General features: G+C 63.7%; 17 protein-coding genes and 1 tRNA gene. 10 read left to right on the top strand and 8 right to left on the bottom strand.

The genetic code is table 11. The annotated features are described in order from the left end of the window. Positions 1–26 precede the first annotated feature (26 nt). Positions 27–341, bottom strand: a complete 315-nt coding sequence (locus H2LOC_RS18160) for an FAD assembly factor SdhE (RefSeq protein ID WP_136497307.1) — start codon at positions 339–341, stop codon at positions 27–29. A gap of 361 nt (positions 342–702) precedes the next feature. Here H2LOC_RS18160 and H2LOC_RS18155 point away from each other — a divergent pair. Continuing rightward, positions 703–779, top strand: a tRNA-Asp gene (locus tag H2LOC_RS18155). Positions 780–1,097: 318 nt separating this feature from the next. Here the strand turns inward: H2LOC_RS18155 and H2LOC_RS18150 are convergent. From H2LOC_RS18150 to H2LOC_RS18125, 6 genes are all read right to left on the bottom strand, one after another. Then, entirely contained in the window at positions 1,098–1,592 is a 495-nt protein-coding gene (locus H2LOC_RS18150) for a hypothetical protein (protein WP_136497308.1), read from the bottom strand. A gap of 122 nt (positions 1,593–1,714) precedes the next feature. Continuing rightward, positions 1,715–2,281, bottom strand: a complete 567-nt coding sequence (locus H2LOC_RS18145) for a hypothetical protein (RefSeq protein WP_136497309.1) — start codon at positions 2,279–2,281, stop codon at positions 1,715–1,717. Between the two features lies 1 nt (position 2,282). Then, positions 2,283–2,783, bottom strand: coding sequence for a hypothetical protein (locus tag H2LOC_RS18140; protein WP_136497310.1), 501 nt, complete (start codon positions 2,781–2,783; stop codon positions 2,283–2,285). A 16-nt stretch (positions 2,784–2,799) separates the two neighbouring features. Continuing rightward, positions 2,800–3,246, bottom strand: a complete 447-nt coding sequence (locus tag H2LOC_RS18135) for a hypothetical protein (protein ID WP_136497311.1) — start codon at positions 3,244–3,246, stop codon at positions 2,800–2,802. A gap of 15 nt (positions 3,247–3,261) precedes the next feature. Then, entirely contained in the window at positions 3,262–3,795 is a 534-nt protein-coding gene (locus H2LOC_RS18130; protein WP_136497312.1) for a hypothetical protein, read from the bottom strand. A 351-nt stretch (positions 3,796–4,146) separates the two neighbouring features. Further along, positions 4,147–4,338, bottom strand: a complete 192-nt coding sequence (locus H2LOC_RS18125) for a hypothetical protein (protein ID WP_343040040.1) — start codon at positions 4,336–4,338, stop codon at positions 4,147–4,149. Positions 4,339–4,617: 279 nt separating this feature from the next. Between H2LOC_RS18125 and H2LOC_RS18120 the strand changes: the two genes are divergently transcribed. Next, positions 4,618–5,541 (top strand): patatin-like phospholipase family protein, encoded by a 924-nt coding sequence (locus H2LOC_RS18120; protein ID WP_136497313.1) that lies wholly within the window; start codon positions 4,618–4,620, stop codon positions 5,539–5,541. Between the two features lie 15 nt (positions 5,542–5,556). Here the strand turns inward: H2LOC_RS18120 and H2LOC_RS18115 are convergent, their stop codons facing one another. Beyond that, positions 5,557–6,357: a creatininase family protein gene (locus H2LOC_RS18115; RefSeq protein WP_136497314.1), complete on the bottom strand. Its 801-nt coding sequence runs from the start codon at positions 6,355–6,357 to the stop codon at positions 5,557–5,559. Between the two features lie 92 nt (positions 6,358–6,449). Here H2LOC_RS18115 and cysQ point away from each other — a divergent pair, with 92 nt between their 5' ends. From cysQ to H2LOC_RS18075, 8 genes are all read left to right on the top strand, one after another. Continuing rightward, entirely contained in the window at positions 6,450–7,271 is an 822-nt protein-coding gene (gene cysQ / locus H2LOC_RS18110; RefSeq protein ID WP_202620494.1) for a 3'(2'),5'-bisphosphate nucleotidase CysQ, read from the top strand. A 279-nt stretch (positions 7,272–7,550) separates the two neighbouring features. After that, positions 7,551–8,174 (top strand): DUF1134 domain-containing protein, encoded by a 624-nt coding sequence (locus H2LOC_RS18105; RefSeq protein ID WP_136497315.1) that lies wholly within the window; start codon positions 7,551–7,553, stop codon positions 8,172–8,174. Continuing rightward, positions 8,171–9,109 (top strand): ion channel, encoded by a 939-nt coding sequence (locus H2LOC_RS18100; protein ID WP_136497316.1) that lies wholly within the window; start codon positions 8,171–8,173, stop codon positions 9,107–9,109. Before H2LOC_RS18105 ends, H2LOC_RS18100 begins: the two co-directional genes overlap by 4 nt. Positions 9,110–9,266: 157 nt before the next feature. Beyond that, positions 9,267–10,298: a coiled-coil domain-containing protein gene (locus H2LOC_RS18095; RefSeq protein ID WP_136497317.1), complete on the top strand. Its 1,032-nt coding sequence runs from the start codon at positions 9,267–9,269 to the stop codon at positions 10,296–10,298. A gap of 79 nt (positions 10,299–10,377) precedes the next feature. Beyond that, on the top strand, positions 10,378–10,662 hold the full coding sequence (locus tag H2LOC_RS18090; protein ID WP_136497318.1) for a YciI family protein: 285 nt from the start codon (positions 10,378–10,380) through the stop codon (positions 10,660–10,662). A 2-nt stretch (positions 10,663–10,664) separates the two neighbouring features. Continuing rightward, positions 10,665–11,096: an EVE domain-containing protein gene (locus H2LOC_RS18085; RefSeq protein ID WP_136497319.1), complete on the top strand. Its 432-nt coding sequence runs from the start codon at positions 10,665–10,667 to the stop codon at positions 11,094–11,096. 197 nt (positions 11,097–11,293) lie between these two features. Next, entirely contained in the window at positions 11,294–12,349 is a 1,056-nt protein-coding gene (locus tag H2LOC_RS18080) for a sensor histidine kinase (RefSeq protein WP_246206882.1), read from the top strand. Between the two features lie 208 nt (positions 12,350–12,557). Then, positions 12,558–14,540, top strand: coding sequence for an FAD/NAD(P)-binding protein (locus tag H2LOC_RS18075; protein ID WP_136497320.1), 1,983 nt, complete (start codon positions 12,558–12,560; stop codon positions 14,538–14,540). Positions 14,541–14,553 lie beyond the last annotated feature (13 nt).

Below are 14,553 nucleotides of genomic sequence, written 5' to 3'. Positions count from 1 at the left end.
CTCGGCGCGAATATCGGTGCGGGCTTTCAAGGATCCTTGTCCTTTTCGGCCTGGAAGGCCGCGATTTTGCGAAAAACAGGGGTGTCGTAGGGCGCGGGCGCTGCTCCGGCGCAGAACCAGGAGAAGGCCACATCGTCGTCGGCGTCGAGCAGCGCCTCGAGCTGGGCCAGCTCTTCGGCGCCCAGCCTCTCGATATGGGCGTCGACGAATCCGCCGAGAATCATGTCCATCTCGCGCATGCCCCTGCGCCAGGCGCGCACGCGGATGCGGCGCCGGATCAGGTCCAGCGGGTCGGGAGGCGATTGTGGTTCGGCTTTGGCGGAGGCGGCGTCGCCGGTCATGATTCTTTGGCGCGATGAGGGCAAGGCGTTGACGTTTCGATCTGACATAGGACTTTGACGCCGCCGAAGTCCAGCGTGGCTCCGCAGAAACCCGGCTGCGAATCGAGATTTCCCGCCGGTCGGCGGCGGCGGCGCTGGCGCTTGTCGCGGGCCTCCAGGCCGCGGAGCCGCGGAAAGTCTCGAACGACCCGGCCATGACGACCCGAAGCGACGGCTCCTTAACCAGTTTAGCCGACGCGACGCGGAAACGCCCCGCAATACAGGGGGTTTCGCCCGATCTCGCGACAAAACGAAATCAAGGCGTTGACATCCCCCGGCGCATGTCCTATTCGACCCCCCACACGCAACGCGCTGTTGTTGCGGGGGAGTAGCTCAGTTGGTTAGAGCGCCGGCCTGTCACGCCGGAGGTCGCGGGTTCAAGTCCCGTCTTCCTCGCCATTCACAATCAAAAAATAAGCATCCGCTGGCGAGTCCCCAAGGGCGGCAGGGTAGCGGCTCATAGTGGCTATGGGATCGCCGACGCGGCCCCGGCTTTTTCAGGCCGCCAAAGAAGCAGCTGCGCGGCGCCGCACTACCCGCTCGTCTCGCGCAACACTCGGCGAAGGCTTCGCGGCTCTGCCTTCCGGATTGAGCTGCTTCGGCCCAATATCGCCTGCAGATTCCTCGCAACGAGGCGGGTTCGCCGCCCTACGGCGTCGATGGGCTCCTCACAACCACCTGTCGCGAAGCGAACAGGGCGTTCTCCGCCTGCGAAAACTATATGGTTCCAGAAAAGCTGAGCGAAGTTGTCGTCCCATTGGCGGGCGGAGCAAAGGCCGAGTTGAAACTCGTCGAAAAAGTAAGCGCCGGCGTGCCGAGAACGGTTGCGGTGAGCTGCAGCGTGAAGACTATTTTATCCGAGGACGAAGAGACGAGCATGTCGTAGGGCAGGTTGGCGGAGATTGAAATGATTCCGTTGCTGACGGTTGCGTTGCCGCTGGCGGAGCGGGAGTTGCTGAAAGAAGGATCCGGAACCGAGGCCGAGAGCGTGTAATACACTGCCGTCCCATTGGGGATGCCCGGATTGGCCGAGACTGTTGCGGCGGCCTGGATCGTCCCGGTAATTTCGGCGACGCTGGTCGCGGGTTGGGTCGGCAAGGGAAGCGACGCCAGAGGCGCCGCCGGGTTCGCGCTTTGCGCCAGCGCTTGAGCGGAAGCCGCAAGCGCGCAGGCCAGACCGTAAATTGTTGCAATTTTGTGTCGGGCGATCATTGGCTTGCTTTCGAGGTTGTTGCGTTTTCCGTTCGGTGCGCTGTTTTGGCTCGGTCACCTCGGTGACGCGCTTTCCTGTCCTTGAGAATTGGTCGAGCGAGAGGATACGGTGTCGATCCGCACTAAGGGAATGCTATATCTACATAGGCAGGTATCCACCCGGTGTAAGGCGTAGCTCGTGGATCGAGGTAGACAAACGTGGCGCCCGAGGCCGACCGAGACCGGCCCGAGCCATCATAGCCTGTGCACTGCACAGTGACGGTTCCCATGGGCCGAGTATCTCCACCAGCGTCTACGTCAAATTCAACATAGTTACCTTCATTGGGTTTTGCCTCGCGGGTAAGAGTGGCGGCGGGTTTGGAGCGGTCGGAAGACACATAAGTGATCCGCGCGCTGCATGTGATGCTGCCATACCCTTCGCTGTGATGAACGTAAGGGAAGATCACCAGATAAGCTGTTGTCGTAAAGGTTGGCGTATTCCGCGCCGGGCTCCGGCCCGGTTTCAGCGGCGCGAATGTTCCCGTAGCCGGATCGTAATAGCCGGGAATTTCATCGATCGCCGGCAAGGCCGGATCGGCGACCGCCGGCCCCGGGCTCTGCGGTGCGCCGGCGGCGCTGCTTTGTTGAGCCATGACCGGTTCTGACAAAAGCGCCAGCAGCGCAAGGATAGGCGAGCAGTATTTCTTCATGTCAAAATGTCCCGGAAAAACTGACGGGCGTCGTAGCTCCACTGGCCGGCAAGGGCGGACTGGAGCCGAAAGCGAGGCTATAGGTTATGGGTCCGCTGTTTGGCGGATTGACCGTGCTGCTCACCCCGAAAGAAATATTCAGCGTCGCAGAAGACGACCCTATGAAAAACGCATAGGGGATGTTGACGGAGATCGTCGCCGCGCCGCCGCTAAAGGTAGCGCTGCCGCCGACGAAGCGCTCACTGGTAAAAAAGCCGTCCATGACGACCGCCGAAGCGTTGTAATTTATCGTCGTTCCATCTGGCGTTTGTGCATTGGCCGCGATCACCGCGCTTATGGCGACCGTTCCGTTATATTGGGTCGTTGTCGTCGCTGGCTTGAGCCTTACGGGAACGCTCTCCAGCGGGATTGCGCCAGGCGTCTGGGCATCGATCGCCAGAGCGTCGACCGAAAAGAGCATTGCGGCGCAAAAAAGCAACGTGAAGATATTTCTCGTCGTCATCGCGTCCTATCCCAGATCAAAGCTGCGCAGGCAGGGTGATGGCCATCGTCCCGTTATTGGCTGGGACTGGAACGGTCAGCGTGAGGTAAAGGCTGTCGCTCGCCGGATAATTGAGCGCGGGCGTAACGCTCACGGAGAGCGTGGCGACGGTCGGCGGCGCGCCTTGCGACGTCCAGTCGAACGGCAGCGATATGGTGACGTTCTGCGTGGTCGATGTCTTGGTCACTGTTTGGCGCGCGGACGTAGCCTGGTTGCCCGAGGCCTGGGGAACCGAACCGCCGATGCTGACGCTGAGTGCGATCGGGGTGTTCAGCGGAATAGTGGCGTTGTCGGACATGATCGCAAGGGTTACGCTGAAGGTCCCCGAAATCGTGGTGGGGGAGGCGATTGCCAGATCCCTTGGCGTAGCGAAGAGAATTGCAGCGCAGGCCACAGCGAGAAGCGGTAAGGAAGCGGCGCGCATCTTTCGATTTCCCTCTTAAAAAGTCTGATTGAAAGTCAGTTGCGGGGTCGCTCCGTTCTTCGGCAGGGGAAACGTCTGTCCGAGAAAGGCGCTGTCGCCGCTCGAAGACTGCAGATTCAGAGTGACCGTTACGGTGTCCTTGGTCGAGGTCGCCTCGAAGATATAGGGAATGCTCAGGGAGGCCGTTCCTGAATTTCCTGAGCGGACCACAGTCGCCTTTCCACTGAAGCCGGAGGAATAGGCGGGCCTGTCGTAACGCCAGGGCTTCGAATTGGCGGTGACAAAAACTTCTGTTGTCGCCGAGGGCGGAAAGCTCGGGCCGAAGGTCACATTCACGGTGAGATTCAGCGTTCCGGACACTTCGATGAGTCGGCCGGTCACAAATTGAGATTGTGTTTGGGGTTCGGGCGCGGCCCTGAAAGTGTTGGTCTTGGGATCGAGATAGCCGAACACCTTCGCGCCGGCGACTGTCGCCGGATCGGCGCTCGCCGTCAGAGCACAGCAGAGCGTCGCGTTTACAACGACAAACGAATATAGGAGACGAACCATTCTTCGATCCTGTCACTTCATTGAAAGGAAGTCGTTAATACCATACATTGCAGCCTATTTTTACGAGCTGTCAAGCATATTATAGCGATCGAAAACGCCATATTTCGTACTAATTACTATGAAATTATTTGTGTAATCTCCATTCTATTATAGCCCGCCGTTTGCGTCGATCGACCAGAAAACACGCCCCGACCCGTCCAGTCACGAACACTCGCTCCAGACCAACAAGCCAGTGCGAGTAATCTCTGCTTTGGGTGGAACCTAGAGAATTGCTTCGGCGAGCGGCATATTATGCTTGGGCGGCGCCTTGTAAATTGGACTATCGTCGCAAGACCGGTCTTAAGACCTCCATTACAGCATCCCGCCAAAAACCTGCCCCTCCCCCTTCAACCTCTCCGGCTCGAACGCCTCGATATCGCGGAGCGGTTCGACGAAGGCGGTGGCGCTGGAGGCGGCGCGCATCGCGCCCGAGGGCGAGCCAAAGATCCTGCGCCATCCAGCCGAACCGCGCCGGCCGGTCGGCGCGCAGCCAGATGAAATCACGCTCGAAATCCCCGCTGGCGGGACAAAATTCCGGGCCCCCCCATTTCGACCAGATCGGGCCGGAAGGCCATCATCAGCGAGGTCTCGATTTCCCCCGCACGACACGGCATTGTTCTTCGCAAGCGCCCCTCATCCTTGCAAACGCTCTGGCGGCGCGTCTATGGAGTTCGACCGATTCCGTTCGCGCGGAAAGCGCGCTAGGCTAAAATCCGACATCCGGCTCGCAAGCAACGCCCCCTTTGCGGCTTGCTTCGCGCTTCTCTTAAACGGAGACCGCTTTTGTCACGTCCTCGTATCGGCCTCGCCCTCGGCAGCGGAGCCGCTCGCGGCTGGTCCCACATCGGCGTCATCGACGCTTTGACGGAAGCCGGCATAGAACCCGAAATCGTCTGCGGAACCTCGATGGGAGCGCTGATCGGAGCCGCCTATGTCTCGGAGCGCCTGCCCGACTTGCGGCAATGGGCCGAGGCCGCGAGCTGGCGCGAGATCGCGCCGCTGCTCGACGTCCGGCTGGCCGGCGGCGGCCTCATCGACGCCAGGCTGGTCGTAGAGTTCCTGCGAAAATTGGGGATCGGCGCGCCGATCGAGAGCTACGCCAAAAAATACGCGGCGGTCGCCACGGATTTTAACACCGGCCGCGAGGTCTGGCTGCAGTCGGGCCCCATTCTCGACGCCGTGCGCGGCTCCATCGCGCTTCCAGGGTTCATCAGCCCCGCCGAGGTCGAAGGCCGATGGCTCATCGACGGCGGTCTGGTGAATCCGGTGCCGGTCTCGCTGTGCCGCGCGCTCGGCGCGGATGTGATCATCGCCGTCAACCTCAACGGCGACCTGCTGGGACAGCGGCCCGACAACGCCCCCCGCGAAAAGCCGGTCTCGAGCGGCCCGGCGACGCCGGGCGAGTTTTTCGGGCGGATGCTGACCGATTTTCCCGCCGCAGCGCGCGAGCAGGCGACCCAGATCGCCCTGCGGCTGCTGCCGCAGGGGCCATCGACGCCGGGCTATTTCGACGTTCTCAACAACTCCATCAACATCATGCAGGACCAGATCACGCGGGCGCGCCTCGCCGGCGAGCCGCCCCACGTCATGCTGACGCCGCGCCTGCAGAACATCGGCGTGCTCGAATTCACCAAAGCGAAACAGGCTTTCGCGGAAGGGCGCGCCTGCGTCGAACACGCCCTGCCCATGCTGCGGCGATATCTTTGAAGCATTTGGAGGAGGCTACTCCGTCCCCTTCAACCTCTCCAGATCGAACGCCTCGATGTCGCGGAGCAGTTCGATGAAGGCGGTGGCCCAATAATCCGCCGCGGCCACGCCTTTCTCGGTCGTGGCCCTGGAGGCGTCGCCCATCGCGCCCGAGGGCGATAGATCCTGCGCCATCCAGCCGAAACCCGCCGGCCGGTCAGCTCGCAGCCAAGTGAAGTCGCGCTCGAAATCCCGGCTGGCGGGAACAAAATTCCTCGCCCGCGCCATTTCGACGAGCTCGGGCCGGAAGGCCAGCATCAGCGAGGTCTCGATCTCCCCCGCATGCACGCCATGGCGCAGTTCGTCGGAGCCGAAGAGGCCGTCGGGATAGCCGAAGCGGCTCCATGAGCAGGTCACCGCCAGCACGCCGTGCCGCGCCCGCAACTCCAGCGCCGCCTGGGAGATGAGCGGGGAATTGCCGCCATGGGAGCTGATCATAGCGAGCTTGCGCGCTCCCGCGGCTATGGCGCCCTCCAAGGTTTCGATCAGCGCCAGCAAAGCGGTCGCCGGCGACAGCGTCAATGTGCCGGGAAAAGCCCTGTGCTCGGTGGAGACGCCGATATTTTGAATCGGCAGGAACAGCACGTCGAGATCCTTGGGCAGCCGCGAAGCGACGCGCGCAATGCAGCCTTCCATGATCTGGGCGTCGACCCCCACCGGCAGATGCGGTCCATGCTGCTCCACCGCGGCGAGAGGCGCGACGACGATGGTCCGTTCCCAATCGAGGGAGGCGAAATCGCGGGTGGAAAGATCGGTCCAGAAAGGCGAAGGGCGCATCGGCTGGTTTTAAGGCTATCCCGGCCACGCGCCAAGCCGGTTTGTTCGGGCTATCATGCGCCTGTGACCCATCCCCCAAGGAAGCCCGCTCCATGTCCAGCCCGCCAATGGCCCCCGACGCGCTCGCAAAGCTCTTTGCCGAACTCTGCCTCGAAGCGGGCGCGATCGTCATGGAAGTCTTTGGCCGGGCGACAATAGAAACCCGCATCAAGGGCGACAGCAGTCCGGTCAGCGAGGCCGACGAGCGCGCGGAGATTTTTCTGCTCGCCGCCCTGTCCCGCCGCCTGCCGGGGCTTCCCGTGATCGCGGAGGAGAGCGCCGCCCGCGGGATTACGCCCTCTCAATCGGGCTGTTTCGCGCTGGTCGATCCGCTCGACGGCACTCGCGAATTCATCGCGCGGCGCAAGGAATTCACCGTCAATGTCGCCTATGTCGAGAACGGCGCGCCGATCGCGGGCGCGGTCTATGCGCCGGCGCTGGGAGAATTATGGTTCGCGGGGGGCGCGGCCAGCTTCGTCAGGGCTGCGCCGGGCGCCCCCTTGCCGCCGGCGTCCGATTGGCGGGTTTTGCGCACCAGGCCGCTGCCGCCCGAAGGCGCGACCGCCCTCGTCAGCCGCTCCCACCTCGACGCCGAGACCGAGGCTTTTCTGGCGCGGCGGAAGATCAAGGACCGGATCGACGCGGGGTCGTCCCTCAAATTCTGCCGCGTGGCCGAGGGCGCCGCGGATATTTATCCGCGCCTGGGGCCGACCATGGAGTGGGACACGGCGGCCGGCGACGCGGTCCTGCGCGCCGCCGGCGGCGTGACCCTGATCCCCGGAGGGGAGCCGCTAAGATACGGAAAAGCCGACCAGAACTATAAGAACGGTCCATTCGTCTGTTTTGGCGATCCTAATTCGGCAACCTTTTCTTAAGGATAGCGAGGCAGATTGCTTTCCTGTGGCGTCGCGGCCACAGCCGGGACCGGAAACCATCCGCTCCAGGGACGCGGCGTCGCCGGAGCATCCGCTGTTGCCCTTGCGAGGCGCGCGCCGCTCGGCGGCTCGATCGAGGCGGATTCCGGGGCGCCAGAATCTTTCCGGTTCGGATCGAGCCGAAAAGACTTCCGGATTTCCTTGTTTGATCGTGTTTTCCTGACGCGAACCGGCATCCCCTGCGCTCGAAAACACTCTACTGCTGAGGAGAGAGGCAAGATGAGCGCCGCCGACAACTCCACGCCGTTCATGCGCGGGCAGGTCTCGCGCCGAACCCTGCTGCGCACCGGGGCTTCCTCCGCCCTGACGCTGGCCGCGGGCGAAGCCTTCGGGCGGGCGCCCCCTCCCGCCGACCGCCCCGAAGCCTATTCCGACAATGAGGTGATCGCCAACGGCCATCGCTTCTTCGGCTCGATTTCGCGCGGGCTCGCGGAAGGGGTGGAATCGGCCACGCGCCGCTGGGGCAAGCCCAACGCCTATGTTCTGGGCCAGGAGGCCGGCGGGGCCTTCATCGGCGGGCTGCGCTACGGCGAAGGCGACATGTACACCCGCAACGCCGGGCATCGGCGCATTTTCTGGCAGGGACCCTCGCTCGGCCTGGACGCCGGAGCGGACGGCGACCGCACCATGATGCTGGTCTACAACCTCCCGTCGGTCGAAGCGATGTTCCAGCGCTTCAGCGGCATGGACGGCTCGGCCTATCTGATCGGGGGCTTCGGCTTCACGGCCCTCGAGGCCCAGGACGTGGTCGTGGTCCCGATCCGATCGGGAGTGGGCGCGCGGCTCGGGCTCAACCTCGGCTATCTGAAGTTCACCGAACGCTCGACCTGGAATCCGTTTTGATTTTCGCGCAGGTTCGGGAACGACTTTTCGGCGCGCCGAACGGGCGGGTCATCCGCATCGGCGGCAGGAGTCTGATCGCCGAGGGGCTGCGGCGCAGCGTCTGGACGGACCAGCACCACTACGCCATGAGCGTCGGCTGGCCGGCCTTCTTCGCCACGCTGGCGCTTATTTTCGTCCTTCTCAACCTGGTCTTCGCGGGCCTCTACTGGCTCTGCTTCTATTTCGGGGATCAGCCCATCGCCAATGCGCGCCCGGGGTCGTTCCTGGATTATTTCTTCTTCAGCGTCGAAACCCTCGCGACCGTGGGATATGGCGACATGCACCCCCGTTCGCTGGCGGGGCATGTCGTCGCGACGCTCGCCACTTTCGCCGGCGTTTGCACCATGGCGATCACGGCCGGCCTGACCTTCGCCCGTTTTTCGCAGCCCCGCGCCCGCCTGCTTTTCGCGCAGCGGCCCGTGGTCGCCACGCATGACGGCGCGCGCACCCTGATGATCCGCTTCGCCAACGAACGCCACAACGCCATCACCGAGGCCGGCGCCAGATTATGGCTCGCGCGCAACGAACGCACGCTCGAAGGCTCCAGTTTCCGCAGATTTCACCCGCTCAGGCTGATGCGCGACGAAAACCCGATCTTCGCCCTGAGCTGGACTATCCTGCATGTCGTCGACGAAACCAGTCCTGTTCATGGCTGGACGCAGGAGGATTTCGCCAATTCCGACGCCAGTCTGATCGTCATCTTCAGCGGCCACGACGAAAGCTCGAAGCAGGCCCTGCGCGGGCGCCGCATCTATGCGGCGAGCGACGTGCTGGTGGATTACGAATACGAGGACCTTTTCCGGCTCGGCGACAACGGCGCCGCCGTCGTCGATTTCAACAGGTTCCACGAAGTCAGGCCGGCGAGCCCCAAACCCCTCGACTCCGCCAAAGTTTGATTTCCTCCGGCGCTGCTTTAAAAATGCCGCTGGCGGCGACAGCCCGAAGCGTTGCGGCGCATTTTCGCGAAATCCCCGGATCTTCGCGGAAATCGGCCGCTGTCGGCGAATCCGGCGCGATTTCTTTATCGCTCGCACGGCAGGCAGGGACGAACGCGTGTCGATAGAACAGGCGATGTATTTTGCGCTCGGGTTTCTGGTCGCCGGGCTTTTGACGCTGATGTTCACGCCCGCTCTGTGGCGGCGGGCGATGCGGCTTTCGATGCGCCGCCTCCAGTTGCTGGCGCCGCTTTCGCGCGAGGAGGCCATAGCCGAACGCGATCTCCTGCGCGCCGAATTTGCCTTGCGCGAGCGCCGCATGGAGCAGGAGATGGAGGCGATCAAGGCCTCCAAAGCGCAAGATCTCCTGGAGGTCGGCCGCCACGCCCTCCGCATCGCCGGCCTCGACGAATCGCTCAAAAAATCGGAGGCCAAGGGCCGGGAGCTCGAGCATAGCCTGCAGGAAGCCCAAAAAAACGCCGTCGATCGCGCCGGGTTGCTGAACGCCACCCAATCGGCCCTGCTCGAGGTGACGCAACATGCCGAACGGGGCGTCGCCAGCCTGCGCGCCCTGCGCGGCGCCCATGAGGAGCAGGGCCGAGAGAAGGACGAAGCGCTCTCGCGCGCAGCCGCTCTTGAGACCAGGATCGACGAACTCGGCCGGGAAAACGACGAGCTGCGGCGTGAACTGAACAAATTGCAGGCCGATTTCGCCGAAATCGCCGCCGAAGCGAAGCGTCTCGGCGCGGTCGACGCCGAGGCCGGCCAGCTGAACGAGGAGTTCAGGAAAGTCTCGATCGCCCGGGATTTCCTCGAGGAAACCCTCACGGAGACCCGTGAGCGCTCAAAGCAGTCGGAAGAGCGCCAGGCGGCGGAAATCGCGCATCTCGAGAAAGCCTTGCGCCTCGCCCGCGCCGAGGCGCGCGACCATGCGGATAGGCTGGAGACGGCGCGTGCGGACAACTCCATGCTCCAGGGCGCGATCGAAGCGCTGCGGGCCGACCACGCCCGCAGAGGAGCGGGCGGCGGCGCCGACGCAAAGGATGTCGCCGACCTGCGCAAGGAAATCTCCGGACTCGCCGCGCAGATCGTCGGCGATCCGCCGCCCGGGGAAAAGCGCGACCAAGCCGCTTCGGCGAAGAGGGCCTGAGCCGCGGCTGCGGCTTGACCGCATCCCCCCGCTTTGGGACAAATATCGGATCTTTTTCTTCCAACCCCGCGAGGATATCTTGCTGTTCGCCGCCATCTGCATCGACAAGCCCGGTCAAATCGACCTGCGTCTCGCCACCCGGGCGGCCCATCTCGCGTTCCTCGAGGCGAATGCGCCCCGGATCAAGCTCGGCGGCCCATTCCTCGACGAGGCGGACAAGCCGGTCGGCTCCCTGCTCGTTCTGGACTGTGAGAACCTTGCTGCGGCGCAGGCCCTGCTGGCCGAAGACCCCTACGCCAAGGCCGACCTGTTCTCCAGCGTTCAGCTTCGGCCCTGGCGCCGCGTGGTCGGAGCCGAGCTCTGAACATGGCTTGCTGGCTCTTCAAAAGCGAACCTTCGACCTGGTCCTTCCAGCAGCAGCTCGACGCCGGCGAAAAAGGCACATTCTGGAACGGGGTTCGCAACCATCTCGCCAAAAAGCACATGATGGCGATGAAGGTCGGGGAGAAGGGTTTTTTCTATCATTCGAACGAGGACAAGGCGATCGTCGGCGTCGTCGAGGTCATCAAGCCCTATTATCCCGACCATACCGATGAAAGCGGCAAATTCGGCATGGTGGACATCCGGGCGGTGAAGCCGCTTCAGAATAAAGTCCCGCTCGCCCGGATCAAAGCCGAACCGCGTCTTTCCGAAATGGTTCTGGTGAATAATTCCCGCCTTTCGGTGCAGCCTGTGAGCGACGCGGAATGGCGCGTCGTGCTCGAGCTTGCGGGCGAGGCGGAACAGGACCACAATTGACCTCGGGTTCGATGCGCTGCGGCGGCGACGGCGCGGCGACCCGGCTTTGCCAGCGCGTCTCCATGACATGATGATGCGCGGAGCGGATCGCGGGTGCGGCGGAAAGCTGCGCCGACGGCCGGGCTGAGACGGATCGATTGCAATCGCAAGGGCCTTGCGGAGCGCGCCCCGGGCGGACGCAGAGTGAGGAGGGCTTGGTGACGCAGACAGATTCTCCTCCTATCCGATCATTCATCGCCGGGACGGGCCGCGCCGCGCTCGACGAACAGAGCTTCATGCTGGAGCGCATGAAGCTCGCGCTGGACGCGGGCAGGACCGGGATCTGGGACTGGAATCTGATCACCGGCGAAGTGCATCTCGATGCGCGCGTGCGCACTCTCTGGGGCCTCACCCCCGAAATGCCGGCCAATCTCGACGTATTTCGCCGCGCGCTCCATCCGCAGGACAAGAAGCGGACGAAAGAAGCGATCGAACAGGCCCTCGATCCCGCCTGCCAGGACGATTACGAGAGCGAATATCGCGTCATCGGCCTCACCGACCGCGTCGAGCGCTGGGTCTCGGTGCGGGGACGCACTTTTTTCGACGGCGGCCGCGCCGTCCGCATCGTCGGCACCGTCCGCGACGTCACCGAACGCAAACATCGCGAACAGCATGTGCATAATCTGCTGCGCGAACTGGTGCACCGCTCGAAGAATCTCCTCGCGGTGGTGCAGGCCATGTCGCGGCAGACCGCGACCGGCGCCGGCTCGATCGACGATTTCCAGCGCAAGTTTTCGGCGCGGCTGCAAGCGCTCTCGATGGCGCACGACCTGCTGATCTCCCATGATTGGCGCGGCGCCTCCATGCATGAACTCGCACGCGCGCAAATGGCCTATTGTCTCGATGTCGAAGCCGGGGAAATCGCCCAGCATGCGCGCATCGACGGCCCCAGACTGATGCTGAAGCCCGAAGCCGCGCAGAATATCGGACTCGCCCTGCATGAATTGGCGACCAACGCCCTCGCCTATGGCGCGCTGTCCTACGACTGCGGCGAAGTCTCTCTGAGCTGGAGGCTGGACAACGGCAGGTTCCTTGTGGAATGGCGCGAGAGCGGCGGCCCGAGAGTGTCGCCGCCAGGGCGGGAGGGCTTTGGCCACAAGGTGATAAAACGGCTCGTGCCGCAGGCTCTCGACGGCGAGACGACGCTCAATTTTTCGCCCGAAGGGTTCGTCTGGACTCTCTCCGCCCCGGCGAGCTGGGTGATGGTGAAATAAGACTTTAGCAGCCTGTCGGACTCATGTCTCTCCGTCCGAGGTTGCGACGCTAAGGAGACGATTTTTCCGTTTGAGCGCCTTCCAGTAGTTGATACTTTCTATCTACTGGATTAATTAGAATAGTTTTTACGCGCGGCGACGAATCTTGCCTTGCTGCGCTGCTGGTTCGCGAACACTCCATGAGTTTTCACCGCGAAGGGCGCTTTCCATGTCCCAATCTCACGCCGCATCGGCCGCCGTCAGATCACATGCCACGCCCGTGCTTGGCGGCGCGCTGCTGACGCTGGTGGAAACACTCGATGCGCTCGGATCCGATCCCACACTGTTCGACATCGCCAGGACGATGCAGGGCATAAAACTGACGCCGTCCGACGTGGCGTCCTTCATACGGGCCGATCCGCGCGGCTACAACAGAGCCGCGGTAGTCGTGCGCGAGCAATACGAGCTGCTGGTCATGACCTGGCTGCCCGGGCAGGCGAGCTTTCCGCACGATCACAGCGGCTCGGTCTGCGTGTTGCAGGTCGTGCAGGGAGAGGCAGCAGAAGTCTGCTATCGCATCGCGCCGGACGGCTACGCCGACTTCGAATACGAGGTGAATCTGGAGACGGGCGGCGTCGCCGCCTTTCAGGACGCCGGCGTGCATTCCTTGCGCAACGCCCGCCCCGACGAGACTCTGGTGACGGTACACGCCTATGCGCCTCGTCTGCGCGATTTCCGCCGTTTCATTGTGCGGCCCGCGACGCCCGGCGACAGCGGGCTGGCGCCCCAGGAACCTCCGACAGTGGTGTTAGTCGGCGGCGGCTTCAGCGGCGCGATGACGGCGGCGCAGCTTCTGACCCGCGCCAGACGCGCCGGTCTGGCGCTCAATGTGGTGATGGTCGAACGGCGTGGCGCGGTCGGCGAGGGAATTGCCTACGCCACGCGCGAGCCGACGCATCTCCTGAATGTACCCGCCAAGCGCATGAGCGCATGGCCAGACCGTCCGGAGGATTTCCTCCGCTGGGCGCAAAACCGGGATGAGAGGGTGCAGGCATACGATTTCCTGCCGCGCGAATGGTATGGCGATTACATTCGTGACGCACTGCGCGGCGCCGCGTTGGACGCCGGCGATCTGGCGAAACTCTCGGTAGTCTACGACGAGGTCCGCCGTGTCGCGCGCCGCCCCGGCGGCGGCTGGGTAATCCATCTGGCGCATGGCGCCTCGCTGCGCGCCGAGGCGGTGGTGTTGGCCATCGGCCACCGACCGCCCTCCGACCCGATCGGCAAAAGCTGGAGCGGCCCGCGCACTCGATTCATTGCCGATCCATGGCGGCCATTCGCAATGAACGTGGTGCGGCCGGACGAGCCTGTGATTGTGATCGGCAGCGGATTGACGGCGGTCGACGCCGTGCTGTCGCTAGCGGCGCAACCGCGTTCGACGCCGATCGTTCTCATCTCGCATTACGGCCTGCACCCACTGGCGCACGCCGCACAGGAGATCACACCTGCCAATCTCACGGAGCTGATCGAAACATATGTCGCCGCGCCGGGCGGCTTGAAGCCGCTGGCGCTACTCGTCGAGTTACGGCGAAAAGCGCGCGGCGACGAAGGGCAGGACTGGCGCAGCCTGGTCGACGGGCTGCGGCCGCACACTGCGAGGCTCTGGCAGGCCATGGCAAACGACGAACGCCGGCGTTTCCTGCGCCATCTACGGCCGTTCTGGGAGGTGCACCGTCACCGCATGACGCTGTCTGTCGCCGAGCCTTTCTACGCCATGCTCGAGCGCGGCGCAGTGCGCGTGATCGCCGGCCGGGTGACCTCGATCCAGGCCGAGGGAGACGCGGTCCGTGCGAAGGTTAGTTTGCGCGGAAGCAAGCAAGTGATCGACATCGATGCCGGCTGGGTGGTCAATTGCACCGGCCCGACTCCGTCCAACAATGCAGAGGCCAATCCAGTGATGAGTTCGCTGCTGTTGCATGGCCGACTGCGGGTCGACCAACTGGCGCTCGGCGTCGAGACCTGTCCAGACGGCGCCGCCATCGCCGCCGACGGGACACGGACGCCCGACATGTTTGTCGTCGGCACGCTGCGCAAGGCGACGCTGTGGGAGAGCATAGCCGCGCCAGAACTGCGCGAGCAGGCGTCCATGACAGCCGAACAAATCGTCGATCGGCTGGCCATGGCAAGCGAGCCGCAGACTGCGCCAACATAGCGCAAGGAGACCG

It is taken from the genome of Methylocystis heyeri (genome assembly GCF_004802635.2).
In the GTDB taxonomy this organism is placed as follows: Bacteria; Pseudomonadota; Alphaproteobacteria; order Rhizobiales; family Beijerinckiaceae; genus Methylocystis; species Methylocystis heyeri.
The sequence above is the reverse complement of the archived record's forward strand: the minus strand, read 5'-3'. Positions and strand labels throughout refer to the sequence as shown.